Genomic DNA, 14,867 nt, shown 5'->3' on the forward strand with positions numbered 1-14,867 from the left:
CGGCCCATTCGCCGAACCTGACTATCACTGTCGGTTTCCACGCGTTAAAGCGGCGGACGCCTGATTTGTTGTCAGACGCCGCTCTTTTTCTTGTCAGCCATTGCTCGGGTCAGGCAGCGTGGTACTGGCGCCGAGCTTGTTCAGGAAGAACAGGTACACCAGACCCAGGGCGATCCAGATCAGGCCGAGTTTCTGTGCATCGACGCCCATGTTGTACATGATGGCCGCAACGATGGTGAAGCCGATCACCGGGCAGATCAGGTGACGGATCACCTGGCCGGACTTCTGCCGGCGCCAGTAGTAATTGATCACGGTCAGGTGCAGCAGCATGAAGCCGCTCAAGGCGCCGAAGTTGACCAGCGAGGTCAGGGTGTCCACCGAGTTGATGAACAGGTAGCAGATCACCAGCGACAGCACGGCCACCAGATAGATGCTCAGGTACGGCGTGTTGTGTTTCGGGTGCACCTTGGCCAGCACTTTCGGCAGCTTGCCGTCGCGGGCCATGCCGAACAGCAGGCGCGAAACCGCCGCTTGCGAAGTGATTGCCACCGCTACGCCCCAGGCCAGAGCCGTGGCAACACCGGTCAGGGTGGCGAGCCAGCTGCCGGCGGCAATTTCGGCGATTTCATAGAACGCGGTGTCGGCAGACTTGAAGCCCATGCCGGCGGCCAGATCGGTGGCGATCCAGGTCTGTACGACGAAAATCGCGCCCATCACCACCAGAGTGATCAACGCCGCTTTGCCGACGCTGCGGCCCGGATCACCCTTGATCTCTTCGGCGAGCGTGGAGATCGCATCGAAACCGAGGAACGACAGCACTGCAATCGACACCGCTTGCATCAGCAGGGCGAAGTTGAATGTTTCCGGGTGATACAGCGGTGCCAGAGTCAACTGGCCGTTGCCGCCACCGTTGTGCAGGGCATTCCAGGCGTAGAACAGGAAAATCCCCAGCACAACGAGTTGCGCCAGCAGGAACACGATGTTCATGCGGGCGGTGAAAGTGATGCCGCGCAGGTTGACGAACGTGGCGCTGACCAGGAACGCCAGGATGAAGCCGACCTTCGGAATGTCCGGGTACAAATGGTTGAGCGCCATCGCCGCGTAGACGTAGAGCAGTGGCGGAATCAGCAGATAGTCGAGCAGCATCAGCCAGCCGGCGATGAAGCCGACGTGTTGATTCAGGCCTCGTTGTGCGTAGGAATACACCGAGCCGGCAATCGGAAAGGCCCGGGCCATGCTGCCGTAGCTCAGCGCGGTGAAGAGCATCGCCACCATGCCGATGATGTACGCCAAAGGCACCATCCCCGGTGCCTCCGCGTTGACGTAGCCATACACGCCAAACGGGGCGATGGGGATCATGAAGATCATCCCGTACACCACCAGGTCGGTCAGTGTCAGGCTACGTTTCAACTCCTGTTTGTAGCCGAACTCTTCTATTTCCATGAAGCGCAACTCCTTGTCAGCCAATCGGTCGTTTTAGTTGTTATATCGGTCCGTCGTTTACAGCGTCAGCAGTGGTTACAACAATCTTTACAGCAGGGGTGCCAGATAATTTGCCCAGCGGGTCACCGCTTCCGGGCTGCGCAGCAGGTCGTTGCGCACTTCGATCAAGACCGACTCCAGACCACGGGCATCGCCGTGCACCGGCACGGTCATGTCGCCCAGCGGGTCGATCTTGTACGGCTGGTTGCCGGCGACTTTCAGCGGATGCCGGTCGAGGCCGTCGAGCAGGCGCTGGGCATAGGCTTTGGCCTGACCGAACAGCACGCCGACTTCCAGCTCACGTGGCTGGCCGTAGTACACCGGGGTGAAACTGTGAATCCCCACCACCCGCACCGGCCGGCCTTCGGCCAGACGCTCGTCGATCAGTTGTTGCAACCGGGTGTGAAACGGCTTGAACAGGCACTGGCGACGGTATTCGCGGGTGGCTTCATCGAGCTCGCGATTGCCCGGCACCTGATAGATCTCGCTCTGCGCCGGAATGCTGTCCGGGGCATGTCGGGGCCGGTTGAGGTCGATCAACAGTCGCGAATAATTGGCGCTCAGCAGCGTGGCGCCAATCTTTTCCGACAGTTGCTCGGCCAGCTCCAGCGCACCGATGTCCCAGGCAATGTGTTCACGCGCAGCCGTGTCATCCAGGCCCAGATTGTTCAGGGCGTCGGGGATGTAGCGGCTGGCGTGCTCGCACACCAGGATCAGCGGGTGCGTCGAATCTTCACGGATCAGGTTGTAGACCGGTCGGGTGTACAACCCAAGCTCGGCGGATTCAGTACAGGCGTGCATAGTGCTCACACAGGTCAGCGGGCGAGAGCTGTTCCGTCAGCGCCAGTTCCTCGGTTTTAAGGGCGAAATACGTGTCGAGCAACGGTGCCGGCAGCGCTGCCATCAGCGCTTCGCTGCGACGCAGGCATTCCAGTGCCTGAGCCAAAGAGGCGGGCAGGGCAACGATGCCCCGCGCCTCGCGTTGTTCGTCGTTGAGTGAATCGGGGATTTCATCGGTGATCGCGTTCAGCGCCAGACGCTGTTCGATGCCCAGGCGCCCGGCGATCAGCAGCGCGGCCATCGCCAGGTGCGGCGAAGCGGTGGCGTCCATGGCGCGGAATTCCAGGTTGTACTGCCTGGCCACGGATTTGCTGCCCAGGCTCACGGTCGGGCAGATGCGCAGCGCCGCTTCACGGTTCTGCTGCCCGAGGCAGGCGTAGGACGCGCTCCAGTGGTGCGGCTGCAAACGTTCATATGAGACCGGGGTCGGTGCGGTGAACGCACACAGCGCCGGCAAGTAATGCAGCACGCCCGCCGCCCAGTGCTGGCCGAGGGTCGACAAGCCATTGCTGGTGCCGGCGTCGTACAGCATCGGCTGACCGGCCAGGTCGAGCAGGCTGACGTGCAGGTGCACGCCGTTGCACACCGCTTCAGCGGCGGTCTTCGGCGCAAAACTCAAATCCAGGCCCATCTGCCGGGCGATTTCGCGGGTGATCTCGCGCACGTTCACCGCGCGATCCGCCGCCGCCACGCCGAGGGTCGGGCGGCAGGTGATTTCGTATTGATGCTTGCCGTATTCGGGCAGGAACATTTCCGGCTCGACGCCCCCGGCGCGCAACGCGCTGAGCAGCCAGCCGCCGAACTCGGCGCCCTGGCGTTGTGCTTCGAGAGAGAAGGCCAGGTGTTCGGCAAACCCTGCGTGCAGATTGAATTCGTGTTCGAACGCGGCGTTGACCTGCAAGCCGAGCTGGTCGCGATACCGTTCGATTTCATCACGCAGCAACGTGCGCGGGCAGGCGCCCCACGGGCGGCCGTCGGTTTCGCGGATGTCGCCGTGGATGAAATCCAGCGCCGGGGCGGCGGCGTCCGGGCCGTTGCCGACCGTGACGCGGCTGGCCAGATCGGGAATCAGCCGCAGATCGCCATAGGCGCCCCATGGATTGCTCGACGCGATGATGTCCTGCGGCGTCAACGCGCTGTTGGCTGGCACCCAACCGCAACCGGCCGCTTGATAGTGTTCCAGCTCATCGCTGGGAAACGAGCGGCCCCGGGTGATGCCGATCAGGTCGGTGGTGACGATGGTGGTCATCGGCAACGGCGACAGGCGTTCGCTCATGGCTGCATCTCCTGCAACCGGCCGATGACGGTGTCGGTGTCGGTGATCCAGCAGTAGCCCTTGATCGCGTTCAGGCACGCGTCGTGGCGTGCTTCGGTGTAGGTCGCGCAGGCGTCCGCCACCAGTGTCACCAGATAACCCCGGTCGGCGGCGTCGCGCACGGCCATGTCCACGCACTGGTCGGTGACGATGCCGGCGATGATCAGATGGCGGGTTTCGAGGTTGCGCAGCACGTAGTCGATGTTGGTCGAGTTGAAGACACCGGAAGAAGTCTTCGGCAGCACGATTTCGTTTTCCACCGGGGTCAGTTCGGCGATGACCTGTGCTTGCGGGCTGCCCTTGGGCAGGTGCATGTCCGACAGTTTGTGGTCCAGCGAGCGGTCGCGGCCGTCGGCGGTGAGGCTTTCGATCAGGGTGTGCAGCACGTTCTGCCGTGCGTCGCGGAAGGCGTTGAGCAGGCGCACCTGATTCGGCACCACTTGCGAGCGCGTGCGGTCGAGGAAGTACGCGGCGTCCGGGCCTTCGAGGTGCGGGTCGAACTGCGGCTCAAGCCAGGCACGCTGCATGTCCACCAGCAACAACGCGGTGTGGTCGGTGACAAACGGCAGGTCCCGTGGCGAGCGGTGGGGAAGGCTGAACATCCTTATTTATCCTCCAGCAGGTGGGTGTCGAAGTCGTTGCGCAGGGCATCGATGCCTTCCAGGCGATCGGCCAGGTCCGGGCTGCGCAGGGTCAGGCAAGCGATCAGCGCTTCAACCTGAGCCAGCGCCGGGACCATGGTGTCGAACGGCGATGCCGACTCCACCGGGGCGCTGATGATCATGTCGGCCAGCTCGCGCAGCGGCGAGGCATAAATGTCGGTGAACAGCACGACGCGAGCGTTGTTGTTCTTCGCGGCAGTGGCCACGCGCAGGGCCTGGGTCTGGTAGCGGCGATAGTCGAACACCAGCACCACGTCCTGACGTTGCAGGTCGAACAGACGATCCGGCAGTTGCGCGTTGTCCTCCAGCGCAAAGCAACCGGGGCGCAGCAGACGCAAATGATTGAGCAGGTAGGTGGCCATCAGGCTGCTGAAACGCCCGCCGAAGCAGTAGACCTGATGGCGGGTGTCGAGCAGCCACTGCGCGAGAATCCGCACGTCTTCGGGTTGGGTCAGGGCCTGGGTTTCCGCCAGCAAATTGTGGCTGTGGGCCAGATAGTGGCTCCAGGCATCGTCCTGATTCAGGTTCGAACGCGGTTGCAACAGCGTGCGCGGCGAGCGCAGGCGATGATCCATGTCGCTGAGCAGGGCGTCCTGGAATTCGGCGTAACCGCCAAAACCGAGTTTTTTTACCAGACGCACGATGGTCGGATCGCTGACGCCGGCGTGTTCGGCCAGACGCGCCATCGGGCCGAGCCCGTTGCGCGGGTACTGATCGAGCAAGGCCCGGACGACTTTGCGCTCTGATGGCGTAAGGTCCAGGCCGGGATCAGTAATCAGGTCTCTGAGAGGGGGCATCCGGGCTCCTGCTGGATGGGGTGTTGGATTCGCTTCACAATCCGTTAAAACAGTATTTATGTAACTGACGCTACATGTCTAGTGAATTTTCCCGGCTTTTTTTCAGGCCCCAAAATGGGGCGGGATGCCCGTGTAACAAGGGCTACACGTCTGTCGATCGTACGTGTAGTCCATTGCCCATAGTCGTGTCAGACATTGCCGCTTTGTTTTGACAGGGCGATTGAAGGGCTTCCCCGGAACCGCCCGATTTACGGCACAATTGCCGTCCTGTCGGCACGTTGCCGGGTGTTTTTTACCTTCTGACCGAGTGACTCATTGTGCAAGCCACCCGTTTGACCTTGATCTGTCACGCCAGAACCGTCGCACAAAAATTGGCGCGTTTTCCTACGAACGAAGCTGTTGAAGAAAGCGCTGTAGCGTCTGACTTGCTGGCCACTCGATTCGCTACTCTGCGTCGTTTGATTTGCGGCCCGGAATTGCGCACGCGTCAGACTGCCGCATGGTTCGGTCACGATGCCCAGGTGGATGAAGCACTGCGCGATTGCGACTGGGGCCGTTGGCAGGGGCGGTCGATCAAAGACCTGCAGCGAGATGAACCGGAAGCCCTGCAAGCCTGGCTCGAAGATCCCGGCGCCGCGCCCCATGGCGGGGAATCCGTGGTGCAACTCGGCGAGCGAGTGGCCGCATGGCTGGCGACCCTGCAATCCACGCCGGGTCATGTCGTGGCCGTCACACATCCGTTCATCATTCGAGCGGCGCTGATGCAGGTCATGCAGGGCCAGGCTTTCCATAGCATCGATGTCGAGCCGCTGGCGGTGGTCGAGTTGAGTTTCTACGGGCGCTGGCGACTACGCTTGTCCGGCATCGACCTTGAAGGAGCGCGTACATGAAGCGATTGCTGGTCATCGGCATTGGCGCCGGCAACCCCGACTACATCACGATGCAGGCGGTGAAAGCACTGAATCGGGTGGACGTGTTTTTCCTCATGGACAAGGGCCAGAGCAAGGACAAGCTGATCGACCTGCGTCGCGAAATCTGCGAACGCTACATCACTGATACTACGTACCGTTTCGCCGAAGCCCACAGCCCGGAGCGCGAGCGCGGCGAGGTGGACTACAGCGCCAGCGTCGATGATCTGAACCGCGCCAAGCAGCAAACCTTCGAACGCTTGATCAATGACGAATTGGCTGACGGGCAGTGCGGCGGTTTTCTGGTGTGGGGGGATCCGGCGCTGTACGACAGCACCATTCGTATCCTCCAGGCGATTTTGGCTTCGGGGCGATGCACATTTGAATTCGACGTGATCCCGGGCATCACCAGCGTTCAGGCCTTGGCGGCGCAGCACAAGGTGCCGCTGAACACCATCGGCCACTCGATTGAAATCACCACCGGCCGACGCCTGGCGGCGGGGCAGGTGAGTGATACCGACAGCCTGGTGGTGATGCTCGATGCGGAAGATTCCTACCATCGGGTGGCGGATCAGCAGACCGAGATCTACTGGGGCGCCTACCTCGGCACGCCGGATGAAATCCTTATCAGCGGCAAACTCAGTGATGTTGCCGATGAGATCGAGCGAGTACGCAAGGCCGCGCGGGCCGAGCATGGCTGGATCATGGACACCTATCTGTTGCGCAAGCCTTGACCTCGCGACCGAACCGCTCGCGATACACCGACGGCGGCACCCCGACCACGCTGCGAAACGCCACGCGAAAGCTTTCCACCGAGCGATAACCACAGCGCAGTGCGATCTGCTCGGTGTTCTGCGGCGTGCTTTCCAGCAATTCCCGGGCCCGGGCCAGACGCTCGTGTTGCAGCCAGGCCTTGGGTGACTGGCCGCTGGCTTCGGTAAATTTGCGCAGGAAAGTGCGCTCGCTCATCGCCGCTTCGCTGGCCAGATCACGCACTTCCAGCGGTTCGTGCAGGCGTTCGCGGGCCCACTGCATCACGCGCGACAGGTCGCTGCGCGGGGTCGGGCTGACCGGTGTCGGAATGAATTGCGCCTGACCGCCGGTGCGTTGCGGCGACATCACCAGCCGTCGCGCCACCGAGTTGGCCACCTGAGTGCCGAAGTCCCGCGCCACCAGATGCAGGCAGGCGTCGATCCCCGCCGCGCTGCCGGCCGAGGTGATCAACTGGCCGGAATCGACGTAAAGCACGTCCGGGTCGACATCGATGGCTGGAAAACGCTCGGCCAGCTCCGAGGTGTAACGCCAGTGGGTGGTCGCGCCATGCCCGTCGAGCAGGCCAGTCGCCGCCAAAACAAACACTCCGGAGCAGATCGACAGCAACCGAGCGCCGCGCGAATGGGCATCACGCAATGCTGTGAGCAATGCCTCGGGCACCGGCGCATTTCGGTCGCGCCAGCCGGGAATGATGATGGTGCGCGCCTCCGCCAACAGTTCCAGGCCACCGTCGGCCAGCACCTGAATCCCGCCCATGGCGCGCATCGGGCCTTGATCGACCGCCGCGATGCAGTGCGCGTACCACGGGAAATCGAATTCCGGCCGGGCGAGGCCGAAGATTTCCACGGCGATGCCGAACTCGAACGTACAGAGGCCGTCGTAGGCCAGGATCGCGACCAATCCAGGTGAATCAGGCATTTGGCGGAAACTTCCCGATGAGTGTCTTGTGCGCCACTGTAGCGGCTAGCGGCGGCTCGATAAAGTCTGTTCATCCCACACAGACAAAGGAGTGATTCAACATGCCCAGCCTGGTTCGCGAAATTCCTGCCGCCCCGTCGGCGATAGCCCTGATGCATTTCAGCAACCGTCTGACCTTCGAAACCGATTGTTCCGACGTCTTCAACAGCCAGGAGGTCGGCGAGGTCGATTTCGTGCTGGTGGACGTGCGCGGGCCGCTGGCCTTCGAGCGTGGTCATGTGCCGGGGGCGATCAATATCCCCGGGCGTTTGATGACGGCGGAAGGGCTGGCGGACTACTCGAAAAACACTCTGTTCGTGGTCTATTGCGCAGGCCCTCACTGTAATGGCGCCAACAAGGCAGCGGTGAAGCTGGCGGCGTTGGGTTATCCGGTCAAGGAGATGATTGGCGGGGTGACGGGGTGGCTGGATGAAGGCTTCCAGTTGAGTGCCGTGACACCGAGCGTCGCCACCGCGCCGATTGCTTGCGATTGCTGATAGCCGGAGGGTTGCCGCTTCGGCGGCGCCTTTTATCGGCTTTGTCCTACAACCCTTGCACCGCTCTGGCGCACACTTTTCCCACGTGATGGCACTCGCCGATTTTCTATAAGTATTTGTCGCTTAAACACAATTTGCCCCGTGCGCGCCGCCATAGACTGCCGGCCACTTCGGTTTCTTTGCGCTCCATAGCCCAAGGCCGAACCTGACAATCGAAAGCTGCCAATAAAAGCCTCCGCACACGGGAGTAATAAATGAAAAAGCTGGTTATGTTCGGTGCCCTGGCACTGTCGATGTTGTCCCTGACCGCCGTGGCCGAAGACGCCAAACCGATCCGTATCGGTATCGAAGCCGGTTACCCGCCATTCTCGATGAAAACCCCTGACGGCAAACTGGCCGGTTTCGACGTGGACATCGGCGATGCGCTGTGTGAGCAGATGAAAGTCAAATGCACCTGGGTCGAGCAAGAGTTCGACGGCCTGATCCCGGCGCTGAAAGTGAAGAAGATCGACGCGATCCTGTCCTCGATGACCATCACTGACGATCGCAAGAAAAACGTCGATTTCACCATCAAGTACTACCACACCCCGGCCCGCTTCGTGATGAAGGCAGGCTCCGGCGTGAAAGACCCGCTGACCGAGCTCAAAGGCAAGAAAGTCGGCGTGCTGCGTGCCAGTACCCACGACCGCTACGCCACCGAAGTGCTGGTGCCGGCCGGGATCGAACTGGTGCGTTACGGCTCGCAGCAGGAAGCCAACCTGGACATGGTGTCCGGTCGTATCGACGCGATGCTGGCCGACTCGGTCAACCTGAGCGACGGCTTCCTGAAAACCGCCGCCGGCAAAGGCTTCGAATTCGTCGGCCCGACCTACGAAGACGCCAAATACTTCGGCGGCGGCGCCGGTATTGCGGTGCGCAAAGGCGATACCGAACTGGCGGAGAAATTTAACACCGCCATCAACGAAATCCGCGCCAACGGCAAGTACAAGCAAGTGCAGGACAAGTACTTCGACTTTGACGTGTACGGCCATTAATACGCCGTAGAAAAAAGTGGCCCCGTTGACGCGGTGGCCACTTTTTTTCCGCCCGTGATTTATCCTGTCAGCACATTTTCAATGCAGTCACTGTGCAGCAGCGACTACAGAATTTCCGGAGTTCCCCATGCAACGCATCGATCATGTTCTGCCCTGGAGCCACTTGGGCAGCGAACGCTCACTCAGCGTCTTTCGTTACGGCGCCGGCCCGCGCAAGGTGTACATCCAGGCCAGCCTGCATGCCGATGAACTGCCGGGCATGCGCACCGCGTGGGAACTCAAGCAACGCCTGAGCGAGCTGGAACAGCAAGGCCGGCTGCAAGGTGTGATTGAACTGGTACCGGTGGCCAACCCGATCGGCCTCGATCAGCACCTGCAAGGCAGTCATATGGGCCGCTTCGAACTGGCGAGCGGCAAGAACTTCAACCGTTCCTTCGTCGAACTCAGTGCCCCTGTGGCCGCGCGCATCGGCGATCAGTTGGGCAGCGATGCCGAGGCCAACGTCGCGCTGATCCGCCAGACCATGGGCGAGGTACTCGACGAACTGCCGGCCCCGGCCTCGCAACTGGAAGCGCTGCATCGTCTGTTGCTTCGCCACGCTTGCGATGCTGACGTCACGCTGGATCTGCACTGCGATTTCGACGCCGCGATTCACATCTACGCGCTGCCGCAACACTGGCCGCAGTGGCAATCCCTGGCCGCGCGCCTGAAGGCCGGCGTGGCGCTGTTGTGTGAGGACTCCGGCGGCAGTTCGTTCGATGAATCGTGTTCCACGCCATGGCTGCGTCTGGCGCGGATGTTCCCGGCGGCGGCAATTCCCCCGGCCAACCTCGCCACCACCCTGGAACTGGGCAGCATGGGCGATACCCGCGTCGATCAGGCGCAAGCCCATTGCGAAGCGATTCTGGGTTTCCTCGCCGAACAGGGCTTCATCAGCGGCGAATGGCCGAAGGCGCCAGACGAGTGCTGCGAAGGCATGCCGTTCGAAGGCACCGAATACCTGTTCGCCCCGCACCATGGCGTGGTGAGTTTCCTGCGCAATGCCGGTGAATGGGTGGAGCGCGGGGATGCGTTGTTCGAAGTGGTCGATCCGCTGAAGGATCGCGTGACCACCGTGCGCGCCGGCACCAGTGGCGTGCTGTTTGCCATTGACCGTGGGCGTTACACCCAGCCGGGCACTTGGCAGGCGAAAGTGGCGGGGCGCGAGCCGATTCGGGCGGGCAAGCTGATCAACGACTGATGACCCCCAACTTCCAGATCACAGTGTTAGGCTCTGCCCCGAACCCTGCACTGTGTGAAGGAAGGCTTATGTTGAAGGTGTTTGCTCTGTTGACCCTCCTGGTGTCCAGCGCTGTCCATGCTCAAACCTCGCTGCAAACCGATCTGCCGCTCAACTACCTGGCCCAGGTTCACCCGGATGCCGAACAGCGTCCGCTGGTGCTTTTCCTGCATGGCTACGGCAGTAACGAGGCCGATCTGATCGGCATGAAATTTCAGCTGCCAAAGCAGTACAACTACCTTTCGGTGCAGGCGCCGATGGCGTTGGGGGAAGGGCGTTTCCAGTGGTTTCGCAAGAAGGGCGACGGTGCCTACAACGGCGAGACCGATGATCTGAAGGTCGCCAGCCAGAAACTGCGGGCCTTTATCGCCGCCGCCTCGCAGAAATATCACGCGCAACCGGACAAGGTGTACCTGATCGGATTCAGCCAGGGCGCGATGATGACCTACGAGGTGGGGCTGCGGCAGCCGTCGGCGGTCGGTGGCATTGCCGCGTTGAGTGGGCGAGTGTTGCCGGTGCTCAAGGGTGAGCTGAAGTCAGAGCAACAACATCCGCCGCTGGAAATCTTCATCGGCCACGGCACGGCGGATGACCGGGTGCCTTACAGTGGCGCCACCGCAGCCAAAGATCTGCTGGAGAAGCTGGATTACAAACCGGCGCTCCATGCCTATCCCGGCGTCGGCCACAGCATCAGCGCGGCCGAGCTTCGGGACTTGAACGACTGGTTGCAGCGGCTTAACCCTTGAGGGTCATTTTTCGCTGAGGATGGTTTTCACCAGCGCATCGTGACCGCTCTTGTCGCTGGCCCGGGAAATCACCTGGACCAGCGCCATGTGCGTGCCGGAACCTGCGATCAGCGTGGTATTGAGGGTCTGGCCGCCGCCCTGGGTCGCGGTGCTGTCGACCTGACGCAGACCGAGGCCGTTGCCTTTCTGGGTCAGGCTCTTTTCGCTGAGTTTGTTGAAGTCCGGCATTGCCTTGCGCTGGGCTTCGATGAAGTCGGACACGGTGCCGTCGAGGAACGCACTGTCGTTGTCCTTGACGTTGTTGCCTTCGGGAATCTGGTTCTCGGCGGTGATGACCACAGTCTTGGTGGCATCGTTGGAGTACATCATGCCCTTGGCACCGGTCGGGCCGGCCGGCAGCGGGTCACCGACAAAGCCTTTGGGCAGGACAAAACGGAGCTTGCCTTCGAGCATCGAGACTTTCTCGGTGACAGCCTTCTCTTTGGCCTTGGCTGCCTGAGCATTGAGGGCGCCGAAACCGGCCACCGCCGCCAGCAACAGGACGACGGTTTTCTTGCTAAGCAATGACATTCGAATCTCCGAGGGATGGTCGCGCTTGGGCGGCGATCATCCCACGGAGCATGCCCGGCACTCCAGAGCGGTTTGTCCGGGCGGGTTCAGTTCGTCGACGGCGCAGGCGCCGGTTTGGCCAGCAATTGCCGAGTAACCCCGAGCATCGCCACTGAAACGGCCACCGCCACCAGGAAACCGCCGAAGCCCAGGCTTGGGACCGTCAACGCCAACACCAGACAAAACGCCGAAAACGAATACATCCCCGTCGCTGTCGCCCGCAACAACGCGGCGGTGAACGCCGGGCCGCGCGTCTGCTGGGAAAACACCGCCATCACGCTACCCAGCACCGGAAATACCGCGAGCAATCCGCTCCAACGCTCGCCGACCGTGCTGGCCAGCATTGTCACCACCAACGTCAACGCCGCGCCGGCAATCATCCGCCAGATCAGTTTGTCCGACTTCGGTGCCGACCCACTGACCACCGGTTGAACCTTGGGAAACAGGTACGGCGCAGCAAGAAGGGCGGTTGCAGCCGCAGCCACCGAGAACGGCAGTGACGCCGGAATCAGCGACAGAATCAGCGCGAGCACGCCCCAAACCGACAAAGACACAACCAGCGCCAACGGCCAGTTCGCCCGCTGCGCCACCTGCGCATAAGTGACGCAAAACGCGATCATCGCAAACATGGCCGACAGCGCCGCGACCGCCGATTGCGCGGCAAACGCCGGCCCTTGCTCGATGGCGAGGAAGAACAGAATCGGCCCGACCACCACCGGCAACCCCGACAACCACCCGGCGACGCTGGGCCCCCAGCGCTTGCCGGCCAGGGAAATCAGCAGCAGGAAACCGGGAATCAGCAGCAGTTTGAGGATCAGCACGCAGGTGTCTCCATCGGGTCAATGAGGGCCACGTTAGCATTGTCGTTAGCGGATTGCTGCACATGCATGCAAAACATGTATACAAAGTGCTGGGCGGGATAGCCAACTATGCTCTGACTATCAGGGTTTGCCGGAGTCGATGCCGCGATGAGCAGAACACCGAAGGTGTTACGTGGTTGCTGCGGAATCGGCTTGTGGGCGCTGTTGCTGACGCCGACCTGGGCCAGTTGGCAGGACGCGGTGCCCGGCGCGCAGATCATCGGCACCGGTGATTTCAGTGTGTTCGGTTTCGACATTTATAACGCCCGGTTGTGGAGTGCCGCGCGTCCATTGGCCGATGGTCAGCCCTTCGCTCTGGAATTGATCTACCGGCGCAACGTGTCCCGCGACGATCTGGTCAAGGCCAGTGTCGATGAGATCAAACGCCTGGCCGGTTCTTCCATCAGTCCGGCGCAATTGGCGGTGTGGCAGGCCCAGATGCAGCAATCGTTCGTCGACGTCCAGGCGGGCACGCGGATTACCGGGGTGTACTTGCCGGGGCAGGGCGCACGGTTCTTCGTGGGGCAGCAGTTGCAGCACGAGATCGACGACCCGCTGTTCGCCCGGGCGTTCTTCGACATCTGGCTTGATCCCCGCACGCGCAGCCCCGAGTTGCGTCAGCAATTGCTCGGCACCACCAAACCCTGAGCGCAGCACATCTGCGCTTGGGCACGCCGACTGAAACGTCTAAGCTGCGCCTTTCGACTTGTTTCTGGATGTGTGCGTGAAATTCAGCTTGCCCAAAATCGCCACCGCGCCGTTCTGCCCGCCGGAAGTGGCCGGCAGTGTTCCGGTGGATCCGAATGCCTCGTTCTTCAAACGCGTGCTGCGCTTTGCCGGCCCCGGTTTGCTGGTGTCGATCGGCTACATGGATCCGGGCAACTGGGCCACCGCCATCGAGGCCGGTTCGCGCTTCGGTTACAGCCTGTTGTTCGTGGTGTTGTTGGCGAGTCTGGCGGGCATGGTTGTGCAATGCCTGTGTTCGCGGTTGGGCATTGCGACCGGGCGTGATCTGGCGCAGTTGTCCCGCGAGCGCTACAGCACCCCGACGGCGCGGCTGCAATGGGTGCTGGCGGAGATCTCGATCATCGCCACCGACCTTGCGGAAGTGCTCGGCTGCGCGCTGGCGTTCCACCTGCTGCTGGGTTGTTCACTGACGTTCGGCATCGCCCTCACGGCGTTCGATACATTGCTGGTGCTGGCCCTGCAGAATCGCGGTTTCCGGCGGCTGGAAGCGATCATGCTGGTGCTGGTAGGCACTATCGGCGTGTGCTTCTTCGTTGAACTGCTGCTGATCAAACCGTACTGGCCGGACGTCGCCCAAGGCTTCAAACCGTCGTTGTCGGCCATCAGCGATGCGGCGCCGCTGTACCTGGCCATCGGCATCCTTGGCGCCACGGTGATGCCGCACAACTTGTACCTGCACACCTCGATCGTACAAACGCGGCTGATCGGCCAGGACCTGGCGAGCAAGCAGGACGCGGTGAATCTGGCGCGCATCGACACCATCGGCTCACTGGCGCTGGCGTTGCTCGTCAACGCGGCGATCCTGATTCTCGCGGCAGCAGCCTTCCATCAAACCGGGCACTCCGATGTGGTGGACATCCAGGACGCCTATCACTTGCTCGATCCGCTGGTGGGCGGCGCGCTGGCCAGTGTGCTGTTCGGCGTGGCGTTGCTGGCGTCGGGGCAGAGTTCCACCTTCACCGGCACCATCGCCGGGCAAGTGATCATGGAAGGCTATCTGAACCTGCGGATTCCCTGCTGGCAACGGCGCCTCATTACCCGTGGGCTGGCGCTGATCCCGGCGTTCATCGGCGTGTGGCTGATGGGCGATGGCGCGGTGGGCAAGTTGCTGGTGCTGAGCCAAGTGGTGTTGAGCCTGCAATTGCCGTTTGCGCTGTATCCGCTGATCCGCATGACCAACGACAAACAGCTGATGGGGCCATTTGTGAATCGCTTGCCGACGCGGGTGCTGGCGTGGGGATTGTTTGTGGTGATCAGTGGGGCGAATGCCTGGCTGATTCTGCAATTGGCGGCGTAACCGGCGTGATCGGCCCATACTCCGCGTTCCAATGGGACGCAGAGCGTGGGAACGATCGTGACG

At 61.9% G+C, this 14,867-nt stretch carries 16 protein-coding genes; 8 read left to right on the forward strand and 8 right to left on the reverse strand.

Going from position 1 to position 14,867, the window contains the following annotated elements; all coding sequences use genetic code 11:
• Window positions 1-93: 93 nt before the first annotated feature.
• From AC07VV_RS00330 to AC07VV_RS00350, 5 genes are all read right to left on the reverse strand, one after another.
• Entirely contained in the window at window positions 94-1,443 is a 1,350-nt protein-coding gene (locus AC07VV_RS00330; protein WP_495034787.1) for an APC family permease, read from the reverse strand.
• A gap of 87 nt (window positions 1,444-1,530) precedes the next feature.
• Window positions 1,531-2,283, reverse strand: a complete 753-nt coding sequence (locus AC07VV_RS00335) for an N-formylglutamate amidohydrolase (RefSeq protein WP_495034788.1) — start codon at window positions 2,281-2,283, stop codon at window positions 1,531-1,533.
• Entirely contained in the window at window positions 2,267-3,598 is a 1,332-nt protein-coding gene (locus AC07VV_RS00340; RefSeq protein ID WP_495034789.1) for a type I glutamate--ammonia ligase, read from the reverse strand. Before AC07VV_RS00340 ends, AC07VV_RS00335 begins: the two co-directional genes overlap by 17 nt.
• Entirely contained in the window at window positions 3,595-4,239 is a 645-nt protein-coding gene (locus tag AC07VV_RS00345) for a cysteine hydrolase family protein (RefSeq protein ID WP_495034790.1), read from the reverse strand. Before AC07VV_RS00345 ends, AC07VV_RS00340 begins: the two co-directional genes overlap by 4 nt.
• 2 nt (window positions 4,240-4,241) lie before the next feature.
• Window positions 4,242-5,096: a MurR/RpiR family transcriptional regulator gene (locus AC07VV_RS00350; RefSeq protein ID WP_096822903.1), complete on the reverse strand. Its 855-nt coding sequence runs from the start codon at window positions 5,094-5,096 to the stop codon at window positions 4,242-4,244.
• Window positions 5,097-5,413: 317 nt separating this feature from the next.
• On the opposite strand from AC07VV_RS00350, the gene AC07VV_RS00355 reads away from it, so the two are divergent.
• Complete coding sequence (locus AC07VV_RS00355) at window positions 5,414-5,986, forward strand: histidine phosphatase family protein (RefSeq protein ID WP_495034791.1); 573 nt, start codon at window positions 5,414-5,416, stop codon at window positions 5,984-5,986.
• Window positions 5,983-6,738 carry a precorrin-6A synthase (deacetylating) gene (cobF, locus tag AC07VV_RS00360; RefSeq protein WP_495034792.1) on the forward strand — a complete coding sequence of 252 codons (756 nt, stop codon included), beginning with the start codon at window positions 5,983-5,985 and terminating at the stop codon, window positions 6,736-6,738. Before AC07VV_RS00355 ends, cobF begins: the two co-directional genes overlap by 4 nt.
• On the opposite strand, the gene ftrA is transcribed toward cobF, so the two are convergent.
• Window positions 6,707-7,696, reverse strand: a complete 990-nt coding sequence (gene ftrA, locus AC07VV_RS00365; protein ID WP_495034793.1) for a transcriptional regulator FtrA — start codon at window positions 7,694-7,696, stop codon at window positions 6,707-6,709. The two genes, cobF and ftrA, sit on opposite strands and share 32 nt — an antisense overlap.
• A 101-nt stretch (window positions 7,697-7,797) precedes the next feature.
• On the opposite strand from ftrA, the gene AC07VV_RS00370 reads away from it, so the two are divergent.
• From AC07VV_RS00370 to AC07VV_RS00385, 4 genes are all read left to right on the forward strand, one after another.
• Window positions 7,798-8,232, forward strand: coding sequence for a rhodanese-like domain-containing protein (locus tag AC07VV_RS00370; protein ID WP_495034794.1), 435 nt, complete (start codon window positions 7,798-7,800; stop codon window positions 8,230-8,232).
• A 254-nt stretch (window positions 8,233-8,486) separates the two neighbouring features.
• A complete protein-coding gene (locus AC07VV_RS00375) occupies window positions 8,487-9,266 on the forward strand; it encodes an ABC transporter substrate-binding protein (RefSeq protein ID WP_495034795.1) in 780 nt (259 codons plus the stop codon).
• A gap of 127 nt (window positions 9,267-9,393) precedes the next feature.
• Window positions 9,394-10,506, forward strand: a complete 1,113-nt coding sequence (locus tag AC07VV_RS00380; protein WP_495034796.1) for a succinylglutamate desuccinylase/aspartoacylase family protein — start codon at window positions 9,394-9,396, stop codon at window positions 10,504-10,506.
• Between the two features lie 68 nt (window positions 10,507-10,574).
• Entirely contained in the window at window positions 10,575-11,291 is a 717-nt protein-coding gene (locus AC07VV_RS00385) for an alpha/beta hydrolase (RefSeq protein ID WP_495034797.1), read from the forward strand.
• Window positions 11,292-11,294: 3 nt separating this feature from the next.
• Here the strand turns inward: AC07VV_RS00385 and AC07VV_RS00390 are convergent, their stop codons facing one another.
• Both AC07VV_RS00390 and AC07VV_RS00395 read right to left on the reverse strand, forming a co-directional pair.
• Window positions 11,295-11,861 carry a DcrB/PsbP domain-containing protein gene (locus AC07VV_RS00390; RefSeq protein ID WP_495034798.1) on the reverse strand — a complete coding sequence of 189 codons (567 nt, stop codon included), beginning with the start codon at window positions 11,859-11,861 and terminating at the stop codon, window positions 11,295-11,297.
• 86 nt (window positions 11,862-11,947) lie between these two features.
• A complete protein-coding gene (locus tag AC07VV_RS00395; protein ID WP_495034799.1) occupies window positions 11,948-12,721 on the reverse strand; it encodes a hypothetical protein in 774 nt (257 codons plus the stop codon).
• Between the two features lie 147 nt (window positions 12,722-12,868).
• Here AC07VV_RS00395 and AC07VV_RS00400 point away from each other — a divergent pair, with 147 nt between their 5' ends.
• Together AC07VV_RS00400 and AC07VV_RS00405 are read left to right on the forward strand one after the other, a co-directional pair.
• Window positions 12,869-13,408 carry a chalcone isomerase family protein gene (locus AC07VV_RS00400; RefSeq protein ID WP_495034800.1) on the forward strand — a complete coding sequence of 180 codons (540 nt, stop codon included), beginning with the start codon at window positions 12,869-12,871 and terminating at the stop codon, window positions 13,406-13,408.
• A gap of 76 nt (window positions 13,409-13,484) precedes the next feature.
• Entirely contained in the window at window positions 13,485-14,804 is a 1,320-nt protein-coding gene (locus tag AC07VV_RS00405; protein WP_192560396.1) for an Nramp family divalent metal transporter, read from the forward strand.
• The last annotated feature ends 63 nt before the right edge of the window (window positions 14,805-14,867 follow it).

The organism is Pseudomonas sp. GW821-FHT02C04, assembly GCF_059421845.1.